The 15862-nt window shown below is 70.7% G+C and carries 14 protein-coding genes; 5 read left to right on the top strand and 9 right to left on the bottom strand.

The genetic code is table 11. The features are described from left to right. Positions 1-49 precede the first annotated feature (49 nt). Genes Q9R17_RS19660 through Q9R17_RS19650 form a run of 3 tightly spaced genes read left to right on the top strand, consistent with a single transcriptional unit; the run spans position 50 to position 5570 of the window. Entirely contained in the window at positions 50-1297 is a 1248-nt protein-coding gene (locus tag Q9R17_RS19660) for a TolC family protein (protein ID WP_308156263.1), read from the top strand. Further along, positions 1294-2487 (top strand): efflux RND transporter periplasmic adaptor subunit, encoded by a 1194-nt coding sequence (locus tag Q9R17_RS19655; RefSeq protein WP_308156262.1) that lies wholly within the window; start codon positions 1294-1296, stop codon positions 2485-2487. The genes Q9R17_RS19660 and Q9R17_RS19655 overlap by 4 nt, the downstream gene beginning before the upstream one ends. After that, positions 2484-5570 carry a CusA/CzcA family heavy metal efflux RND transporter gene (locus tag Q9R17_RS19650; RefSeq protein WP_308156261.1) on the top strand — a complete coding sequence of 1029 codons (3087 nt, stop codon included), beginning with the start codon at positions 2484-2486 and terminating at the stop codon, positions 5568-5570. Before Q9R17_RS19655 ends, Q9R17_RS19650 begins: the two co-directional genes overlap by 4 nt. A gap of 197 nt (positions 5571-5767) precedes the next feature. On the opposite strand, the gene Q9R17_RS19645 is transcribed toward Q9R17_RS19650, so the two are convergent. From Q9R17_RS19645 to Q9R17_RS19605, 9 genes are all read right to left on the bottom strand, one after another. After that, positions 5768-7270, bottom strand: a complete 1503-nt coding sequence (locus Q9R17_RS19645; RefSeq protein WP_308156260.1) for a PepSY domain-containing protein — start codon at positions 7268-7270, stop codon at positions 5768-5770. A gap of 8 nt (positions 7271-7278) precedes the next feature. Next, positions 7279-9411 carry a TonB-dependent receptor gene (locus tag Q9R17_RS19640; protein WP_308156259.1) on the bottom strand — a complete coding sequence of 711 codons (2133 nt, stop codon included), beginning with the start codon at positions 9409-9411 and terminating at the stop codon, positions 7279-7281. Positions 9412-9613: 202 nt separating this feature from the next. After that, the gene (locus tag Q9R17_RS19635; protein ID WP_308156258.1) at positions 9614-10087 is read right to left on the bottom strand and encodes a DUF2946 family protein; all 474 of its coding nucleotides are present in this window, start codon (positions 10085-10087) and stop codon (positions 9614-9616) included. A 98-nt stretch (positions 10088-10185) separates the two neighbouring features. Beyond that, complete coding sequence (locus Q9R17_RS19630; protein ID WP_308156257.1) at positions 10186-11580, bottom strand: heavy metal sensor histidine kinase; 1395 nt, start codon at positions 11578-11580, stop codon at positions 10186-10188. Further along, complete coding sequence (locus Q9R17_RS19625; RefSeq protein WP_308156256.1) at positions 11577-12275, bottom strand: heavy metal response regulator transcription factor; 699 nt, start codon at positions 12273-12275, stop codon at positions 11577-11579. Before Q9R17_RS19625 ends, Q9R17_RS19630 begins: the two co-directional genes overlap by 4 nt. 51 nt (positions 12276-12326) lie before the next feature. Continuing rightward, positions 12327-13205, bottom strand: coding sequence for a copper homeostasis membrane protein CopD (gene copD / locus Q9R17_RS19620; RefSeq protein ID WP_308156255.1), 879 nt, complete (start codon positions 13203-13205; stop codon positions 12327-12329). Between the two features lie 12 nt (positions 13206-13217). Then, positions 13218-13595, bottom strand: a complete 378-nt coding sequence (copC, locus tag Q9R17_RS19615; protein ID WP_308156254.1) for a copper homeostasis periplasmic binding protein CopC — start codon at positions 13593-13595, stop codon at positions 13218-13220. A 101-nt stretch (positions 13596-13696) separates the two neighbouring features. Then, positions 13697-14044 (bottom strand): alpha/beta fold hydrolase, encoded by a 348-nt coding sequence (locus tag Q9R17_RS19610; protein WP_308156253.1) that lies wholly within the window; start codon positions 14042-14044, stop codon positions 13697-13699. Further along, positions 14031-14486, bottom strand: a complete 456-nt coding sequence (locus tag Q9R17_RS19605; protein WP_308156252.1) for an alpha/beta hydrolase — start codon at positions 14484-14486, stop codon at positions 14031-14033. Before Q9R17_RS19605 ends, Q9R17_RS19610 begins: the two co-directional genes overlap by 14 nt. 148 nt (positions 14487-14634) lie before the next feature. On the opposite strand from Q9R17_RS19605, the gene Q9R17_RS19600 reads away from it, so the two are divergent. Both Q9R17_RS19600 and Q9R17_RS19595 read left to right on the top strand, forming a co-directional pair. Further along, positions 14635-15195, top strand: a complete 561-nt coding sequence (locus tag Q9R17_RS19600) for a sigma-70 family RNA polymerase sigma factor (RefSeq protein ID WP_308156251.1) — start codon at positions 14635-14637, stop codon at positions 15193-15195. After that, positions 15192-15860, top strand: coding sequence for an NrsF family protein (locus Q9R17_RS19595; protein ID WP_308156250.1), 669 nt, complete (start codon positions 15192-15194; stop codon positions 15858-15860). Before Q9R17_RS19600 ends, Q9R17_RS19595 begins: the two co-directional genes overlap by 4 nt. Positions 15861-15862: the final 2 nt, after the last annotated feature.

Below are 15862 nucleotides of genomic sequence, written 5' to 3'. Positions count from 1 at the left end.
CAAGGTTCGGGAAAGTTTGGCGCAAGTGCGTCACCTTACCGTGGCGCGCATGAATTTCACCTCTCGCCTTGCGGTGCTGGTTGCCGCCGTAGTGTGTGCGCCGGCGGCATCGGCGCTGACCCTGGCCGATGCCCTGCGTGCGATGGAAGCGCACAACCCGGACCTGCGCGCGGCCGCGCTGGAACTGCGTGGCGTGCAGGGCGATGCACTGACGGCGGCGCTGCGGCCCGAGGCCGAACTTGCGCTGGGCACCAGCAAGTACAGTGCGCAGCAGGGCCTGGGCCCGGGCGGGCCACAGCACAAGCGGCTGGACAGCACGCTGGGCGTGGGCTGGACCTGGGAACGTGGCGGCAAGCGGGCGCTGCGCATGCGCCAGGCCGATGCGCTGCTGGCCACCGCCGGCCTGGAGGTGCTCGACAGCCGTCGCCAGCAGCAGGTGGCCGTGCAGGAAGCCTATTTCGGCCTGAAGGCCGCGCAGGAACGTGCAGCGATCGCCGAGGACAACCGCCGCAGCTCCCGCGAGCAGCTGGCCGCGGCCGATCGCCAGGTGGCGGTCGGTGCGCTGGCGCCGGTGGACCGCGCGCGCCTGGCGGTGGATGACCTTGCCGTGGCCGATGCCGCGCGCGATGCGGCGCTGGACCTGGGCGATGCACGCCATGCGCTGGCGCTGCTGATGGGGCGTGATGCGGGCGATGCACTCAGCGCCGACGATGCGTGGCCGCAGGTGGACTCCGACGGCGGGCGCAGGGCGATCGATCCGCAGCAGCGCAGCGATCTGCGCGCGGCACGGGCCCGCCTGGAGGCGGCGGAGGCGGGGGTGGCGCTGGCCCGCAGCGAGCGCCATCGCGATATCCAGCTCGGCATCGAAGCCGAGCGCGAACCCGGTGACATCAGCGGTGTCACCTGGGGCGTGTCGATGACCGTGCCGCTGGGCGGTGCATCGCGTGCACGCGGTGCCATCCAGCGTGCGCAGGCCGACCGTGACGGTGCGGCCCTGGCCCTGCAGCACCTGCACCGGCAGGCGCGTGCCGAGATGGACCAGCTGCAGGCGGCGCTGGTGGCCGCGCAGGCGCGACGCCAGGCCTATGAAGGCGCGCAGGGCGACAGTGCCCGGCGTGCGGTGGAGGGCATGGAGCTGGCGTTCCGCCGCGGTGCCGCCAGCCTGACCGATCTGCTGGATGCGCGCCGCAGCTGGCGCGATTTCGAGGCCGCGCTGATCGACGCGCGGGCCGGCCATGCCATTGCCCTGGCGCGCTGGCGCGCCGCCACCACGGTTGTCGAAGGAGAGATCCGATGAAGGTGTTTACTGCCCGTCCTGCGGCGCGTGCCGCGCTGCTGCCGGCCGTGCTGGCGCTGGCGCTGCTGGCCGGCTGTGGCCGCGAGCCGGCCCTCTACAGCGACACGGCGCCGACCGTGCGCGCGGGCGACATCCAGTTTCCGGCCGACAGCCGGCAGCTGGACGTGCTGCGCAGCGAAGCGGTGACCGCCGGTGCCAGCGCGACGCTGCAGTTGCCGGGGCGCGTGGCCTGGGACGAGACCCGTTCCAGCGCGTTGCGTGCGCCGCTGGCCGGGCAGGTGGCCCGCATCGAGGCGCAGCCCGGGCAGCGGGTGAAGGCCGGGCAGGTGATTGCCTGGATCACCTCGCCGGAATTCGGCCAGGCGCAGGCCGATGGGGCACGCGGCCGCGCCGAACTGCAGCAGGCACGCAATGAACTGGCGCGCGCCCGTGAACTGCACGCGGCAGGCGTGGTATCGGGCCGCGAGCTGGATGATGCCGAAGCGGCCTTTGCCGGCAGCCAGGCCGAACATGCGCGCGCGGCGGCCTTTGCCAGCGCCTATGGCACGGGCCACCGCATCGACCAGCGCCTGCCGCTGCGCGCGCCCATCGATGGCGTGCTGGTGGAGCGGCGCATGAGCCCGGGCATGGCGGTCAGCCCGGAGGCCGAGCAGCCGCTGGCGGTGGTCGGCGACCCGGAGCGGCTGTGGCTGCTGCTGGACATCCCCGAGCGGCTGGCCAGCCGCGTGGCGCCGGGCGTGCAGGTCAGCGTTGCCGGTGCCGATGGTGCGGTGGTGCAGGCCACGCTGCAGCACGTGGATGATTTCGTCGACAACGAGCGCCGCGTGGTGCAGGCCCGGGCCGAGCTGGACAACCACGGTCGCCAGTTCAAGGCCGGGCAGTACGTGCGTGCCGGGGTCGCGTTGCCGGCCCAGGGCGGGGTATCGCTGCCCGACGCCGCCGTGCTGCTGATCGAGGGCCGGCAGGTGGTGTTCGTCGATGAAGGCAAGGGCCACTACGTGCGCCACGCCGTCAACGCGGAAGAACTGGGCGATGGCCGCCTGTGGGTGCGTGACGGGTTGGCCGTCGGCACCCGGGTAGTGGTGGAAGGCGGGTTGCTGCTGCAGCAGCTGGTGGACAGCGCACCGGCCGTGCCGGCCGGCCCGGCCAGCACGGCCACCGCCCAGGCGGCAGGACGCGCCACGCCATGATCGATCGTCTGATTGCGTACTGCCTGCGCCAGCCGCTGATGGTGATGCTGGCGCTGCTGCTGTTCGTCGGTGCCGGTATCGCCGCGTTCCGCATGCTGCCGGTGGAAGCCTTCCCGGATGTGTCCGACACCCAGGTGACCGTGGTGACCCTGCACCCCGGGCGCGCCGCCGAGGAAGTGGAACGCGAGATCACCATACCGCTGGAGGTGGCACTGTCGGGCATCCCGCACTCGGTGCGGGTGTTCTCGCATACCCAGTTCGGCCTGTCGATGATCATCCTGACCTTCGACGACAAGGCCGACGACTACTTCGCCCGCGCGCAGGTGCTGGAGCGCCTGCAGGGCGTGGACCTGCCCGAAGGGGTGCAGCCGGAACTGGAAGCGATGAGTTCGGCGGTGGGCGAAATCTACCGCTATGTGCTGCACGCCCCGCACCTGTCGTCCACGCAGCTGCGCACCGTGCAGGAATGGGTGATGGAGCGCGGCCTGCGCACCGTGCCCGGCGTGGCCGATGTGATCAGTTTCGGCGGCTATGCGCGCACCTTCCAGGTCAAGCCGGACCTGGACAAGCTGCGTGACCGGGGCGTCAGCCTGGGCGACTTCGCACAGGCACTGGAAAACGGCAGCTCCAATGCCGGTGGCGGCTACATCGAGCGCGGCCAGCAGCAGTTCCTGATCCGTGGCGTGGGCCTGATGCGGTCGCCGGCGGACATCGGCAATGTGGTGGTGGCCCAGCGTGGTGGCACCCCGGTGCTGGTGCGCGACCTGGCCAGCATCGCCGATACCGGCCTGCCCCGGCAGGGGCTGGTCGGCCAGGATGACAACGACGATGCGGTGTTCGGCATGGTGCTGATGCGCAAGGGCGAGAACCCCTCGGCGGTGCTCGATGCGCTGCATGCCCGCATCGCCGACATCCAGGCGCGGCAGCTGCCGGCCGGGGTGACGCTGGAGCCGTTCTACGACCGCTCCTGGCTGGTGTCGACCACGCTCAAGACCGTGTTCCGCAACCTGCTGGAAGGCGCGGTGCTGGTGTTCCTGGTGCTGTGGCTGTTCCTGTACAACGCCCGCGCCGCGCTGATCGTGGCGGCGATGATGCCGCTGGCCCTGCTATCCACTTTCCTGGGCCTGCACCTGTGGGGCGTGCCGGCCAACCTGCTGTCGCTGGGCGCGATGGACTTCGGCATCATCATCGATGGCGCGGTGATCGTCACCGAGCACATTGTTTCGCGGCTGTCCGGCCTGCCCCCCGGGGCCGACCGCAGGACGCGGCTGTCCACGGTGCTGTCGGCGGCCTCGGAAGTCGGCCGGCCGACCTTCTTCTCGATGATGATCATCATCGCCGCGCATATTCCCATCTTCACCCTGCAGCGGCAGGAAGGGCGCATGTTCGCGCCGATGGCCTATTCGGTGACGTCCGCGCTCATCGGCGCGCTGATCCTGGCGCTGACCGTGGTGCCGCTGCTGTGCTTCTGGTGGCTGCGGCGCGAGCGCATGCGCGGCGAGAACCCGCTGATGAACCGCCTGACCGGCTGGTACCAGCCGGTGCTGGTCAAGGCGCTGGCACGGCCGCGTGCGGTGGTGCTGACGGCGGTGGCGCTGCTGGTGGCCACGCTGGCGCTGGGCACGCGGCTGGGTTCGGAGTTCCTGCCGGAGCTGGATGAGGGCTCGATCTGGCTCACCGCCACCCTGGACCCCAGCACCAGCCTGGCCGAAGCGCAGCAGCAGTCGCGGCGCATCCGCGAGCTGGTGCGCACCTTCCCGCAGGTGTCCACGGTGGTGGCCAAGCTGGGCCGCCCCGAAGACGGCTCCGATGCGAAGGGCGCCAACCAGATCGAGGCACTGGTGGCGCTGAAGCCGGAAAAGGAATGGCCGCGCGGGGTCGACAAACGGCAGCTGGTGGCCGACATGCAGCGCCTGCTGGAACAGCGCATTCCCGGGCCGGAGTTCTCGATCTCGCAGCCGGTGCGCGACAACATCCTGGAGAGCATTTCGCAGATCAAGGGCCAGGTGGTCATCAAGGTCAGTGGTGAGAACCTGGACGTGCTGACCCGGCAGGCGCAGGCCCTCCTGGGCCAGGTGCGCGGCGTGGACGGCGTGGAGAGCGCGTTCATCGACCGCGACGGTACGCTGCCGCAGCTGCGGGTGGAGATCGACCGCGACCGTGCCGCGCGCTATGGCCTGAACGTGCGTGACATCGACGAAGTGATCGAGACCGCCCTGGGCGGCCGCGAGGTGGGCGAACTGTGGGAGGGCGAGCGGCGCTTCCCGATCACCCTGCGCCTGGACGATGCCGACCGCGATCTTCAGCGCCTGCGGACGGTGCCGGTGGGCATCGGCGAGGGACATACCGTGACGCTGGCCGACGTGGCCGATTTCCACCTGGCCAGCGGGGCGATCAACATCTCGCGCGAGAACGCACAGCGGGTGAAGGCGGTCAGCATCTTCATCGCCGGCCGTGACATGGGCAGCGTGGTGGCCGACATGCGCCGCGTGGTCGAGGCGAATGTGACGCTGCCCGAGGGCTACCGCATTGAATGGTCGGGGGAGTTCGAGAACCAGCAGCGCGCGATGGCGCGGCTGGGCTGGGTGATTCCGTTGTCGGTGCTGATCATCTTCGTGCTGCTGTTCGATGCCTTCAAGGACATCGGCAGCGCCGCGCTGATCCTGGCCAATGTGCCGCTGGCGATGATCGGCGGCATCCTGGCCCTATGGCTGACCGGCATCCCGCTGTCGGTGTCGGCTGCGATCGGGTTCATCGCGCTGTTCGGACAGGCGGTATTGAACGGGGTGGTGATGCTGAGCCGGTTCGGGCAGCTGCGCGAGCAGGGCATGGATCTGCTGTCATCGGTGGTGCAGGGCTCGCTGCAGCGCCTGCGCACGGTGCTGATGACCACGCTGCTGGCGATGTTCGGCCTGCTGCCGATGGCCACCTCGCATGCGATCGGTGCCGAGACCCAGAAGCCGCTGGCGGTGGTGGTGATCGGCGGGTTGATGTCGGCCATGCTGCTGACGCTGCTGGTGCTGCCGACGGTGTACTACTGGATGCACCGGCGGCGCGAGGCGCGTGGGGTGGTGGTGGAGTGAGCCCGTCGGTGTGTGTATCGGCGGTTCATCCACGCATGTCAACAGGGTAGAGCCACGCCATGCGTGGCTTGGGTCGGGTGGATGTATCGGTGGTTCATCCACGCATGGCGTGGATCTACAGGGAATCATGCCATGCGTGGCCATGCGTGGCTGGGGGCGGGTGGGGTATCGGCGGTTCATCCACGCATGGCGTGGATCTACCCGTGTCGGCGTTGTGGTGCTGCACCGAACTTGCGCCGCAACCGCCGCCAGGCGATCACCAGGGCGGTGCTGCACAAGGCCGTGCCGCCGAGGCTCAGCAGCAGCAGGATCGCCTGGCGGGTGCCGGCGGCCCCCAGCATCACCGGCAGGTCCCAGCTGTGCAGGAAATTGAACAGCCAGCGTCCCACCCGTTCGCGTTGGCCCATCACCAGCACCACATCGCCGGTGGCCAGTTCGATGTAGGCGGTGGTGGCGGCCGGGTCGGCATAGGTCAGCTTCAACGCGGGCAGGCGCCGTGAGGCGGCGCCGTTCATCGCTTCGGCGGCACGCGCGTAGTAGTACGCATCGGTACGTTCGATGACCGTGGCCGTCAACACCGGTGCCGCCACCAGCGAGCGTGCGGCCTGTTCCACCTGCACGCGGGGCAGCTGTCGGGCGATCTGCAGGCGGGCGTTGACCACGCGCACCTCACCGGTACGGTCGAAGGCCAGCGCGTACAGCGCGCCGCCCATGCGCCGCCACTGCAGCTCCACCGGTGCGAAGCCGGCATCGGCCAGCGCGTCCAGCACGTGGGCCGGCTGCGCGACCGCGCTGTCCAGCGACGGTGGTGGCCCCCGGTAGGCGTCCATCGCCCCGCCGCTGCGTTCGCTGCTGAACAGGCCGGCCGGATTCATCGACATCAGGCCGCTGAAGATCCACGTGCACACCAGCGCGCTGGCCATCAACCCCAGCAGGTGGTGCCAGCGCATCCACGGTTCGGTGTACGGCGTCTTCGCGCCGGAGCGGTACCGCCCTTGGAACCGCCAGCGCCACACCCCGACCAGCACACCGCTGAAGGCGGCGATGCTGCACAGGGCCGACAGCACGATGACGGTCCAGGTCCAGACCGGATCGCGCGGCTGCATGCGGATCATGTAGACCCAGTGCAGCCACGCACCGACGTAGTTCCAGCGCTGCTGGGCGTACGGTGCGTCCAGCACCACTTCACCGGTGCGCGACGATACGTACAACGAGGCCGGCGCAGGGCCACCGACCTCCACCCGGTACAGGGGCCGGTGCGGATCGAGCGCACCGCTGTGCGTCCAGCGGTCCTCACCAACCGGGGCGACAGCGTGCGCGTCGGCACCGGCAAAAGCCGCCGCCGACTGCGCCGCCGTCGCGGTGTCCACCGCCGGCAGTGGCCGGCCATCGCGGGCCGACCAGGCCCCGGCGTCCTTGCCGGCGCGCACCAGGTACACGGGCTGGCCGCGCAGCAGGCGCAAGGCCACGCTCTCCGGCCGGGCCTGCAGTGCGGGGGGCAGCACGTCCAGCCCGCGCAGGCCGCTGGCGGCCAGCGGCGCAGTGGCCGCCAGCCGCTCCTGCGGGGTCAGCTTGGGGTAGCCGATGAACAGCATCACCATGCCGCTGAGGAACCACAGCAGCATCAGCACGCAGCCGCCGATGCCCAGCCAGCGGTGGGTGAGGTAGGTCCAGCGTTTGCCGCGCGCGCTCCAGGACATGGCGGTGCTCAGAACCGGTGGTCCAGGCTCAGTTCAACGCGCCGGTCTGCACCGAGCAGCCATTGCGTGGCGGTGTAATAGGCGGTGCTGTAGTAGGCCTTGTCGAACACGTTGAACACGCGGGCGGTGATGCGTGTGGCCGGCCGGGCCTGCCAGCTCAGCGACAGGTCGGTGGTGGCATAGCCGGGCAGTTCCAGTGTGTTGGCGTTGTCGGCGTAGCGCTTGCCGACGTAGCGCACGCCGCCAGCCAGCTGCCAGTCCGGCAGGAAGCGCCAGCCCAGCCACGCATTGGCCAGGCGTTCGGCCACATTGGGCGGCACGTTGCCATCGCGCGAGACCAGCCGCGGCGGGGTGCCGGTGGTTTCCAGGAAGTCCTCGAACTCGGCCTTGAGCACGGTGGCATTGAGGTCCAGCGACCAGTCGGGGGCGAATTCCCAGTTCAGCGAGGCCTCGATGCCACGTGAGGTCTGCGCGCCGATCTGCACCCGCTGCGAGGGATCGAGCGGATCGCGGCTGAGCAGGCCGGTCTTGCGGATGCGGTAGGCGGCCAGCGTCCATTCGCCACGGTCGAAGGCCTGCTTCACGCCGACTTCCACCTGGCGGCCCTTGGATAGGTCGAACACGCCGTTGGCCGGGCTGATCATCAGCAGGCCGCTGACCGGATCGGCCGCCTGCGCGTACTGCGCGTAGACGCTGAACCCCGGGGTGACCGCGAACACCGTACCGGTGCGCCAGCCGGTGCTGGAATAGCGCTTGGAAAACGCCGCTTGCCCGCTGACCAGGTCGGTGCGCTCGATGGTGGCGCGGTCATGGCGCAGGCCGCCGAGCAGCGACCAGCGCTCGGTGAGGGCGATGCGGTCCTCGGCGAACAGGGCGACCTGCTCGGCGCTGTTGCGGTAGCGCGGAATGTTTGGTGCGGCGCTGGCGAACTGCCCAGGCACGGGATTGAACGGGTCCACCGGGCCGGAGCTGCCGGTGTAGGTGTTGTTGGTGTGGGTGAAGTGGGCGCGGTTGGCATCCACGCCGATCGCCAGCGCGTTGCCGAAGCCGCCCAGCGTGCCGGTCAGGCGCAGGGTGGAGGTCAACCCGGTCTGGTCCTGGCGGTGGGTGATTTCGGTGTTGTCCGAGCGGTCGATCAGGCCACTGGCCGGATTGAAGACGTAGCGTTCGGCATTGCGCCAGTCGCGCTGGCTGTCCACCTGGTACAGGCGGGTGCGCCATTCGACGGAGGCGTTCGGGGTCCATACCGCATCGAGCTGGCTCCAGCGGTCGCGGAAGCGGATCATGCTGTCGGCCACGTTGTAGTTGCGGTGGCGCAGCGCGTCGAGCTGCTGGCCGTTGACCAGCGGCGTGCCGAAGTAGCGCATCGGTGCCTGGTAGCCCTCGGCGTGGGTCAGGGTGAACTGCAGGTCCGCGCGGGGCTGCCACAGCAGCGCGCCGTTGAAAGTGGCATCGGCACTGCGGCCGCGATCGACCCAGCCGCCGCTGTAGTTGCCGCTGGCATCCACGCGGTAGGCCAGGGTGGGCGAGAGCGCGCCACCGGAGCCGAAACCGAGGCGGGCGGTGTCTTCGCTGCCGAGGGTGAGCTGCACCTCGTTCTCGATGGCGCCCAGGTGCGGCTTCTTCGGCACGATGTTGACCACGCCGCCGATGGCGCCATCGCCGTACAGCACCGATGCCGGGCCGCGCAGCACTTCGATGCGTTCGATCGACCAGGTGTCGAAGGGGAAGGTGACGCCGATACCGCCGTACTGGCGTAGGCCGTCGTACAGGCGCATGACCGAGGCGCTGTCGGTGAAGCCGCGGCTGGACAGGGCGCTCAGGCCGTTGCCGGGGTGCGGCATCGCGCTGATCGCACCGGCGCGGCTGATCGCATCGTTGAGGCTGGCATCGCCACGCTGTTCCAGCTGGGCACGGGTGACCACGGTGAGGCTGGCCGGGGTCTGCAGGGCATCCAGGCCCAGCGATGAGCCGGTGCTGGTGGCCAGGCCGAGCGTGCCGGCGCGGGTGTCGAGCACGCGCACGGTGTCCAGGGTGCGCAGCGGATCATCGGCGGCATGGGCGGAAAAGGCAGTGGCCAGCGCGCAGGCAAGCGCGCTGAAGGCGCCCGCAGGGCGGGCGGCAGGACGGAATCGGGACATGGTTGTTCACGCAAAGCAGGCGGCCGCTGTCGGCAGCGGTCGCGTCATCGGGCCCGGCAACACGACCGGGCAGGCACGGCAGGCAGTCCGCGGGCCGACGCGAGGCCATGTGCGGGCCCCCATGCAGCAGGGGCCACGCATATCCCGCCGCGCCCGCGCGCGAAGTGCGGGGCAGCATTGATGGGGTGCGTCGGCAGGGAACTCAGGCAGCCAGTGCGGGTGGGCCGCGGGCTGCGTAGGCGTGCGGCGGAGGCGCGGCATGGGTGCGTGCCAGCCCGGACAGGGCACGGCGTGGCGGTATCCAGGCGATCAGCAGCCACAGCGCGGCCAGCACCAGGGTGGTCATGCGCGCGGCGATGGCGCAGTAATCGCAGTCCACGCCCATCTCATGGCCGGCATGCGGATCGCTGGGGGCAGGCGCAGGCGTGGCTGCGCTGCCGTGCATGTCCATGTGCATGTGCATGGACATGTGTGCGCCGTGTTGCCCGTGCGCACTGTGGTCCATCATCGCCCTGTCGTGCGCGGCAGGCGTGTGCGCATGCGATGCGCCTGCGGGTGTGGCGTACAGCAGCGCGCGGCTGACCAGCGGTGCCAGCACCAGCAGGGCGATCGCCAGCGCCGCCAGGATCTGCATCCGGCGGTGGAACGGCTGGCGGTGGTGGAAACGCGCATGCACGGCGGCAATTCTACGTGGCCGCGCCGGGGCTGGCAGGTTCCCTGGCGCGCGCGGGGCCTGCGACGGAGTGTCGCAGGGCGGACGTTGCCGGCCTGGACTCAGGAGCGTGCAGCGCGGGGCAGCACCAGGGTGAACACCGTGCCATCGGCATCGGACACCAGTTCGACGCTGCCGCCGTGGGCCTGGGCGATGGCGCGGGTGATGGCCAGGCCCAGCCCGGCGCCTTCATGGCGGGGTTGTTCGCGGTGCCGGGGGGCGCGGTAGAAGCGGTCGAACAGCCGCGGCTGCAATGCGGCCGGAATCGGCGTGCCGGTGTTGTGCACGCTGATGCGGCATTGGCCGGCCTGCTGCTGCAGCACCACCCGCACGGTGCTGCCGGGGGCCGCGTGCTGCAGGGCATTGGACAGCAGGTTGGCCAGTGCGCGGTGCAGCATCAGGCGGTTGCCGTCGAGCCGGGCCTCGCCCTCGCGCAGCAGCCGCAGCTGCCGGTCCTCGGCCAGCAGGCCGTAGAACTCCAGCAGGGCATCGGCCAGTGCTGCCATCGCCACCGGCTCGCGCGAGGGCAGCGCGCCGTGCGCTTCGGCCTGGGCCAGGTACAGCAGGTCGCCCACGGTCTGCGACAGCCGCTGCAGTTCCTCGGCGCAGGAGGCCAGCGTATCGCGGTAATCCTCGGCGCTGCGCGGGTGGGCCAGCACCACGTGCACCTGGGTGAGCATGTTCGTGATGGGCGTGCGCAGCTCATGCGCCAGATCGGCGGAGAACGCGGCCAGCCGGTCGAAATCCTGCTGCAGCCCGGCCAGCATGCCGTTGAGGGTGTGGGCCAGCTGCTCCAGCTCCACCGGCGCGCCCTCGCTGGACAGGCGGCGGTCCAGGCGCTCGGCGGTCACCTGGCGGGCTTCGTCGGCCAGGGTACGCAGCGGGCGCAGGCTGCGCCGCACCACATAGCCGCCGAGCAGGCTGCTGGCCAGCGCGGCGGCCATGATGCAGGCCGCCAGCAACTGCTGGAAGCGGTGCAGGAAGGCGGCATGGCGCACGTCATCGATGCCGAGCAGTACGCTCAGCTGGCCGCCTTCGGGCAGCGGCTGGCGCAGGTGCAGGACGTGGAAACGGCGGCCATCGGCCAGCACCCAGTCGCGGCGCACCGGGTGGGCGTCGGCCGGTTGTTGGCGGGCGTAGGCCTGCAGCTCGCCCGGGGCGGTGGAAAACAGCAGCTGCCCGTTGTCATCGCGCACGGCGAAGGCCATGTCCGGGTGGTGGCCCAGGGCCACGGCCAGGCGTTCGGCACGGCCGGCGGAGGGCGCGCTGCGGGCGATGTCGGCGATCAACGCCGCCTTGTTCTCCAGCTCGGCGTAATCCTGTGCGATCAGGTTGTGGCGCACGCTCAGGCGGATGGCCAGCCCCAGCGCGGCCATCACCCCGATGGTGACGACCGCGAACAGCACGGTCAGCCGGTTGGCGGTGGACAGCCGGGTGAAGCGCGTGCGGCGGCTCATCGTGGCCGTTGCGCCACATCCTCCGGCGCCTCCAGCACATAGCCCATGCCACGCACGGTGATGATCAGCTTGTCGATGAATGGATCATCGATCTTGGCGCGCAGGCGGCGGATCGCCACATCGATGACATTCGTGTCGCTGTCGAAATTCATGTCCCACACCTGCGAGGCGATCAGCGAACGCGGCAACACCTCGCCGCGGCGTCGCGCCAGCAGCTCCAGCAGGGCGTATTCCTTCTGGCTGAGCGTGATGCGCTGACCACCGCGCTCGACCCGGCGGCGCAGGGTGTCCACCAGCAGATCGGCCACCACGATGCGTTCGGCCTGCGGTGCGGCCTGGCCACGCCGCAGCAGGGTGCGCACGCGGGCCAGCAGTTCGGCGAAGGCGAAGGGCTTGGCCAGGTAGTCATCGGCCCCCAGTTCCAGGCCCTGCACGCGGTCGCCGATGCTGCCGCGTGCGGTGAGGAACAGCACCGGCACCTGCTGCCCGGCGGCACGCAGGCGCGACAGCACGTTCCAGCCATCGAGCCCGGGCAGCATCACATCGAGGATGACCAGCTGGTATTCGCCGCTGCCGGCGTGGTGCAGGCCATCGAGGCCGTCATCGACCAGATCGACCACATAGCCGGCCTCGACCAAGCCCTGCCGCAGGTAGCTGCCGGTCTTGGGCTCGTCTTCGATGATGAGCAGTTTCATGGGGTGTCGGCAGTGGCGATGGGGCGTGGATGCAGGCTAGCAGAGGCCCGCTCAGTGCAGCGGGTCCAGCGTGCCCAGCAGGGCCACGCAGGCCAGTACCAGCAGGGCCAGCAACGCTTCTGCGGCCAGGCTGCGGCGCAGGTGCTGGATCGGCGCGGGTTGCCAGGCAACGTGCACGGCCTGCTGCAGCGCCGGTACCAGCCGCCAGCGGTGCAGTGCCGCCAGCAGCAGCATGCCGGCCACCAGTGCCAGTTTCAGCAGCAGCCAGCGGCCATGGGCGGTGGTGACCAGCGTGGTGGGCGAGCCGCCGAGGTCGAGGTAGGCATAGCTGCCGGTCAGTGCCAGCGTGGCCACGATCAGCGTGCCCGGCACGGCAAAGCCCTGCAGGGCATCGAGCAGGTGCCGGCCGCGTGCGCGCAGGTTGGGGCCCTGCGGGCGCAGCGCCTGTTGCAGCAATGCGGCGATCGCGCCCAGCCAGGCACCGGCGGCGAGCAGATGCGCGATGCCCGCACCCAACCGCAGTTGCCCGCGCAGGCCTTCACCGGCGGCGGCGTGGCCATTCCAGGCCAGGCTGGCCAGCGCCACGGCGGCCAGCAGGCCCATCGCCAGCCGGCGTGGCATCGAGGGCCGCCGCGGCAGGGTCTGCAGGCCGAGCAGGGCCAGCAGCGCCGCCACCCGCACCAGCGTGGCAGCGCCGACCGGCAGCGCGAGCAGGTACCAGCGCACGCTGTCGGCATCCAGCTGCCGCAGGTCGATGCCGAGCACCTGGCACAGGCGCGCCACGGCATCGACCAGCACCAGCAGCAGGGCCAGCGCGGTCATCGCCATCCCTGCGGGCGCGCGGGTGGAGTGCGCGTACAGTGCCCGCCCGAACAGCAGCATCAGCAGCAGGTACAGCGCCAGGCGCAGCAGGTAGGGCGCGGCGTCCATGCGGAACCGGCCTTACTTGACGGTGAAGGCGAAGCTGCCGGTCATCGGGTGGCTGTCCTGGCCGACCGCGCGCCATTGCAGCGTGTAGCTGCCCGCCGGCAGCGGCGTCTTGAACGTCGCGCGCAGGGTGCGGCCATCATCAAGCACCTGCTGCTGGGACGTCGGCATGGCCATCTGCATGTTGCCGTGGCCCATGCTCAGCTGGATCTGGGTGGCACGCGGCATCACCGGCTCGTTGAAGGCCAGCTCGATCTGGGCGGTCGGCGCCACGCTGGCATCGGCAGCCGGGGTGGAGCGCACCAGCGCGGGATGGGCCAGCGCCAGCGGGGCAAGGGCACTGCCCAGCAGCACGCTGGCGACGGGAATCAGGCGACGGAAGGTGGACGACATCGGCGGGGCCTTGCAGCAGGGAAGGAAGGCGCAGGCTAGGGGCCTGCGCCTTTCAGCGCCCTGACCCGGACATTACCGGATCGTCATCTAAATGCACCCGCTCACTTCAACGGCGCACGGCCGGCCGCGGCCAGGATCAGGTTGGCGATCTCGCGCGGGTGCGACACCAGCGAAAGGTGCCCGGAGGCCAGCTCCACCGTGTGCGCGTTCATGCGCTTGGCCAGGAAGCGCTGCAGGTCCGGCGAGGTGGTCTGGTCATCGCGCGAGACGGCGTACCAGCTGGGCTTGTCGTGCCAGGCCGCGGCCTGGGTGCGGCCATTGAACAGCGTGGCGGCGATCGGCTGCTGCACGGCGTACAGGGTGCGTGCGCGCGCGGCCGGGACGCCGTTGGCGAAGTACTTCAGGAAGGCCTGTTCGTTGATGGTGGCGTAGCCATCATGGGTTTCCACCCCGGCGCGTACCGGCATGGTCGGGTAGCGCGCGGCCAGCGCGGCGAAGTCCTCGCCGGCGTCCGGCGTCCGGGGCACGTGCGGCCACGTAGACCAGCGCGCTGACCTTCGGGTCCACGCCCGCATCGGAAATCACGTTACCGGCATAGGAATGGCCGACCAGCACGGTCGGTCCCTCCTGCTGGGCCAGCACGCGGCGGGTGGCCGCCACGTCGTCGGCCAGCGAGGTCAGCGGGTTCTGCACCGAGGTGACATGCAGGCCGGCACGCTGCAGCAGCGGGATGACCTCGGCCCAGCTGGAGCCATCGGCCCAGGCGCCGTGCACCAGCACGACATTGTTGGCCGGGGGGGCTGCTGCCGGGGCCGGCTGCGCGCCGGCACTGCCGGCGAACACCAGGGACAGGCCCAGCAGGGCGGAGAAGGTTAGGTGACGCAGGTTCATGGGGTGGTCCTTGTGGGGAAGCGCAGGTGCTTCCCTTACCTGTTCGCTGCAGGCGGGCGATTCGTTACACCCCACCGTTACCGGGGGTTGCCGAAGGCCGCCGTATACTCGCCGCCGTTCACCCTGGGTACGGCCTTTCCGCATCGCCATGCACACCCGCTCTTCCCGCTGGACCGTCGCGCTGCTGGCTGCCCGCCAGGGCGACGCCACGGCGTACGCGGCGTTCCTGCAGGAACTGGCGGCGTTCCTGCGCCGTTTCGTGACCCGGCAGATGCTGCTGGGCGGCCAGCCAGCGGCCGATGCCGAGGACGTGGTGCAGGAGGTGCTGCTGGCCGTGCACCAGCAGCACGCCCGCTGGGATGAGCAGCGCCCGCTGCTGCCGTGGCTGCATGCCATCGTGCGCTACAAGATCAACGATGCGTGCCGCCGTGCCAGCCGCGATGCGCGGCGCCACCTGGACCTGGATGCACCGCGCTGGGAAGCGCTGCTGGCCGAAGAGACACTGGCCCCGGATGCGCCGCTGGACGTGGCGCGGCTGCTGGCCACCTTGCCCGCGCGCCAGCAGGCGCTGGTGCGCGCGATCCATCTGGAGGGCCGCAGTGCACGCGAAGCGGCCGACCACTTCCATTCCAACGAAGGTGCGGTGCGGGTGACACTGCACCGCGCATTGCGCCGCCTGACAGAGCGCGCGCGAGGAGACGCACGATGAGCCCCCAGCCCCCGATGACGGGTACGCCCACCACACCAGCCGATACCGCTGCGCTGGTGGCACGGTTGGCTGCAGAGCCGGCCACGCCGGCGCCGGCAGGCGCGATGGCGCGGCGCGGATGGGCGGTGCCGCTGGCGCTGCTGGCGGCGCTGGCGGTGGTGCTGGGCGTGGCCGGGGCGCGTCCCGATCTGGCCGGCGTGGCTGGCACCGGCCTGTTCGCCTTCAAGATCGCCTGCATGGGGCTGCTGTCGCTGGCGGCGGCGGTGCTGGTGCATCGCGCCGGCCAGCCCGGGGTCGCGCTGCGGCCACTGCGCGTGGTGTGGCCGTTGCTGCTGGTGCTGCTGGCGGGCCTGCTGCTGGACCGCTCCGGCTATCCCTTGCTGGGCGCATCGACGTGGTCGGTGGCCCGCTGCGTGGGCACCATCGTGCTGGCCGCACTGCCGGTGCTGGCCGGGGCCCTGTGGTGGCTGCGCGCGGCGCTTCCCACCCGGCCCGCCGTGGCGGGCGCGCTGGCCGGCGTGCTGGCCGGGGCGATGGCGGCACTGGCGTACACGGTGGCCTGCCTCAATGACGGCGCCGCGTTCGTGGCGCTGTGGTACCACGTGGCGGTGCTGCTGGTGGCCGCGCTGGGGGCGCTGGCCGGGCGCATCGTGCTGCGCTGGTGAGG

Source organism: Stenotrophomonas sp. 24(2023) (genome assembly GCF_030913365.1).
In the GTDB taxonomy this organism is placed as follows: Bacteria; Pseudomonadota; Gammaproteobacteria; order Xanthomonadales; family Xanthomonadaceae; genus Stenotrophomonas.
Note: the sequence above shows the minus strand (reverse complement) of the source record. Positions and strands in the feature narration are given on the sequence as shown.